A 3990-nucleotide genomic window follows, 5' to 3' on the forward strand; every position below is an offset into this window, starting at 1 on the left:
TTGATGGACCCGATGCTGGCCGAGTACGGGCAGGTCCTCGACGGGGTCACCGCCAACCCGGCGGGTATCCCGCTGGTGTCGACCGCGACCGGTGACCTTGCCACCGACGACGAGTTGGGTTCGGTCGGGTACTGGCAGGGTCAGGTGCGGGGGACCGTGCGGTTCGCCGACGCGGTCGCCGCCCTCGCCGCCCGGGGTGTGACCCGGTTCGTGGAGATCGGGCCGGACAGTGTGCTGACCGCGATGGTGGCCGACTGCGTGGAGGACACCGCAGCGATCGCGTTGCAGCGCCGGGACCGGGATCAGGTCACCGCGTACGCGACCGGGATGGCGCAGGCGTGGACCACCGGCGTCGACCTCGACTGGACGGCCGTGCACCCCGGCGCGCGACAGGTCGACCTGCCCAGCTACGCCTTCGCCCGGCAGCGGTACTGGCTGGCCGCCCCCACCGCCGCCCCGGCCACCGTCACCGACGACTGGCGGTACCGGGTCGTGTGGCGGGGCACCGACCTGCCCACCGGGCCGGAACTCACCGGCGACTGGTGGCTCGTCACCCCGGACCCGCTCACCGACGACCCCCGGATCACCGCCATCGCCGACGCGCTCGCCACCCGGGGCGCCACCGTCACCAAGCTCCCCGGCACCGACCTGCTCCCCGGCACCGACCCGCTCGCCGGCCGGGGCACCCCGAGCGGGATCGTCTCGCTGCTCGGCCTCGACGACACCCCGGACCCGTACGACGCCGGGCTGTCCGCCGGGGTCACCGGCACCGTACGCCTGGTGCAGGCCCTCGCCGCCGCCGACATCACCGGCCGGCTGTGGTGCCTGACCACCGGCGGGGTAGCCGTCGACCGGTACGAGGACCTGCCGCACGCCGCACAGGCCGGCCTCTGGGGTCTCGGCACGGTGCTCTCCCTCGACTACCCCGGCTGGTGGGGTGGCCTGGTCGACCTGCCCGCCGACTGGACGCCCGACATCCTCACCCGGCTCGTCGACGTGCTCGCCGACGGCAGCGAGGACCAGGTCGCCCTGCGTACCGCCGGGGTGCTGGCCCGGCGGATGGTGCGCTGGCCCGTCGCCGGCAGCCCCGACCGGCGCTACACGCCCACCGGCACCGTGCTCGTCACCGGCGGCACCGGCGGCATCGGCGCGCACCTCACCGAATGGCTCCTCGACCAGGGCGCCGAGCGGGTGGTGCTGGCCAGCCGGCGTGGCCCCGCCGCCCCCGGCGCCGCCGACCTGGCCGCCCGCCTGCCCGGCGTGCAGGTCGTCGCCTGCGACGTGGCCGATCGGGACGCGGTCGCCGCGCTGCTCGACGGGATCGGCGTCGACCTGACCGCCGTCTTCCACGCCGCCGGGGTGCTCTACGACCCGGCCCCCCTCGGCGAGACCGACCTCGACGACTTCGCCGCCGTGTGCCGGGCCAAGGTCCTCGGCGCGACCCACCTCGACGCCCTGCTCGGCGACCGGCCGCTCGACGCGTTCGTGCTGTTCGCCTCCGGCGCGGCCGTCTGGGGCAGCGCCGGGCAGGCCGCCTACGGCACCGGCAACGCCTGGCTCGATGCGTTGGCCCACCAGCGCCGCCGCCGGGGCCTGACCGCCACCTCGGTGGCCTGGGGCACCTGGGGCGGCGGCGGCATGGTCGACGACGAGGCCACCGCGCAACTCCTGCGGCAGGGCACCCCGCCGATGGAGCCGCGCCTCGCCCTCGGGGCGTTGCGGCAGGTCCTCGACCACGACGAGAGCCACCTCGTGGTCACCGACATCGACTGGGCCCGGTTCACCCCGATCTACACCCTGGCCCGGCCCCGGCCGCTGCTCGCCGCGCTCCCCGAGGCCCAGCAGACCCCGGCCACCGCCGCCCCGACCGCGCCCACCGACACCTCCGTGCTGGCCGGGCTGCCCGACGCCGAGCGGCTGCCGTACCTGCTGGACACCGTCCGCGCCCAGGTCGCCGCCGTCCTCGGGTACGACGCGGCGACCACCGTGGACGTCCAGCGGCCGTTCCGGGAACTCGGGTTCGACTCGCTGACCGCGGTGGAACTGCGCAACGCCCTCGGCGCGGCCGTCGGGCTGCGCCTGCCGGCCACCATGGTCTACGACCACCCGACCCCCGCCGTGCTGGCCCGCCACCTGTACGACGAACTCGTCGGCACCGCCGCCCCGACCCCCGTCGCGTCCGGCGTCGGCGGGTCCGACCCCGACGAGCCGATCGCCATCATCGGGATGAGCTGCCGTTACCCCGGCGGCGTCCGGTCCCCGGAGGACCTGTGGCGGCTCGTCGACAGCGGCACCGACGCGATCAGCGCGTTCCCCGTCGACCGGGGCTGGGACTCCGACGCCCTCTTCGACGCCGACCCGGACCAGCCGGGCACCAGCTACGTCCGCTCCGGCGGTTTCGTCTACGAGGCGGGCGCGTTCGACGCCGAGTTCTTCGGTATCTCGCCCCGCGAGGCGATCGCCATGGACCCGCAGCAGCGGCTGATGCTGGAGGTCACCTGGGAGGCGGTCGAGCGGGCCGGGATGGACCCGGAGGCGTTGCGTGGCAGCCCCGTCGGGGTGTTCGTCGGCTCCGGCGCCCAGGACTACGGTGACCTGCTCGGTCTCGCCCCCGCCGAGTCGGAGGCGTACCTGAGCACCGGCAGTTCCGCGTCGGTGATCTCCGGCCGGGTGTCGTACGCGTTCGGGTTCGAGGGGCCGTCGATGACCATCGACACGGCGTGTTCCTCGTCGCTCGTCGCACTGCACCTCGCCAGCCAGGCGCTGCGGGCCGGGGAGTGCGCGACCGCCGTCGCCGGTGGGGTGCTGGTGATGTCGAACCCCACCCCGTTCGTGGCGTTCAGCCGGCAACGGGGGCTCGCCCCGGACGGCCGGTGCAAGTCGTTCTCCGACGACGCCGACGGCACCGGCTGGGCCGAGGGCGTCGGGGTGCTGATGCTGGAACGGCTCTCCGACGCGCAGCGCAACGGGCACCGCGTCTATGGGCTGATCCGGGGTTCGGCGGTGAACCAGGACGGTGCGTCGAACGGGTTGACCGCGCCGAACGGGCCGGCCCAGCAGCGGGTGATCCGGGCGGCGCTGGCCAACGCCCGGATCACCCCCGACGCGGTCGACGCGGTCGAGGCACACGGCACCGGTACCACCCTCGGTGACCCGATCGAGGCGCAGGCGCTGCTCGCCACCTACGGTCGGGACCGGGACCGCCCCCTGTGGCTCGGCTCGATCAAGTCCAACATGGGTCACGCCCAGGCCGCCGCCGGCATGGCCGGTGTGATCAAGATGGTGATGGCGATGCGGCACGGCACCCTGCCGCGCACCCTGCACGCCGAGACGCCGTCCCGGCAGGTCGACTGGGCGGCCGGCGACGTACGGCTGCTCACCGAGCCGGTCGACTGGCCGGCCGGGGACCGCCCCCGCCGCGCCGGGGTGTCGTCGTTCGGCATCAGCGGCACCAACGCGCACGTGATCGTCGAGGAGGCCCCGCCGGCCGGGCCCACCGCACCGGCCGCGATCCCCGAGCCGCCGGTGGTGCTCTGGCCGCTGTCCGCCCGGTCCGCCGGTGCGCTGGCCGAGCAGGCCGCCCGCCTGCGGGACTTCCGCACCGAGGAACGGCCGGTCGACGTGGGGCACTCGTTGTCCGCCGGTCGGGCGGCCCTGGACCACCGGGCCGTCGCCGTCGGCGGTACGGCCGCCGAGCTGGCCGCCTCCCTGGAGGCCCTGACCTCGGGCAGCGGCCTGTCAGGTCGGGTGACCGGCGGTCGTACGGCGGTGTTGTTCACCGGTCAGGGTGCGCAGCGGGTCGGGATGGGTCGCGAGTTGGCGGCGGCTTTCCCGGTGTTCGCTGCTGCGTTGGATGAGGTGTGTGTGGCGTTCGGGTCGTTGCTGGGTGGTGATCTGCGGGAGGTGATGTTCACCGACCCGGGTGGTGTGTTGGATCAGACGGGGTGGACGCAGCCGGCGTTGTTCGCGGTTGAGGTGGCGTTGTTCCGT

Annotated in this window: 1 protein-coding gene; it reads left to right on the forward strand. The window is 74.8% G+C overall.

The window, feature by feature from the left end:
- A partial coding sequence (locus AB0K25_RS31670; protein ID WP_363824008.1) for an SDR family NAD(P)-dependent oxidoreductase occupies positions 1 to 3990 on the forward strand: 3990 nt, incomplete at both ends.

The organism is Micromonospora sp. NPDC049257 (assembly GCF_040678915.1).
GTDB lineage: Bacteria > Actinomycetota > Actinomycetes > Mycobacteriales > Micromonosporaceae > Micromonospora > Micromonospora antibiotica.